Raw genomic sequence first — 441 nt, forward strand, 5'->3', positions numbered from 1 at the left:
GTCTATGTATTCTAGGTTGTTCACGAGCTCGAAGGGCGACTTTGCTTTGTTGAGGAGGTCCTTTTCGAACCGCATAGCTGCGGTCACGTCGCCGTTGGCCCTGATTCGCTCAAGGGCTTCCGCTTCTTTTCCCGCAGCAGCATAGCCGGCGATGGCAAGCTCGTGAAACTTTTGCATGATGTCGAAGCAGACTGCGATCCATGTTGAGACGATAGCCGCTCGAAATGCCCCAGCTCTGTAGCTGGACACTGCTTCCCGAATGTAGTTGCGTGCACGCTCATTTCTGCACTGGAGCACTAGCTCGTCCAAGTCATAAAGCGGCGAGGTCATTGGCGCTTCCGTCGTCTGAAAGCCCTAGTATCGGGCGTGTCTGCGAATTCGCCAAAGACTGCGATAGCTTTGGTCGAAATGCTACGTATAATCAGTGACTTAGAACCGTTA

General features: G+C 53.1%; 1 protein-coding gene. It reads right to left on the reverse strand.

What is annotated here, in order from left to right:
- Window positions 1-330, reverse strand: a 330-nt coding sequence (locus tag D7X55_RS43120) for a hypothetical protein (RefSeq protein ID WP_199747425.1), incomplete at its 3' end; no start/stop codon positions are given.
- Window positions 331-441 lie beyond the last annotated feature (111 nt).

The organism is Corallococcus sp. AB049A (assembly GCF_003668885.1).
Taxonomy (GTDB): domain Bacteria; phylum Myxococcota; class Myxococcia; order Myxococcales; family Myxococcaceae; genus Corallococcus; species Corallococcus interemptor.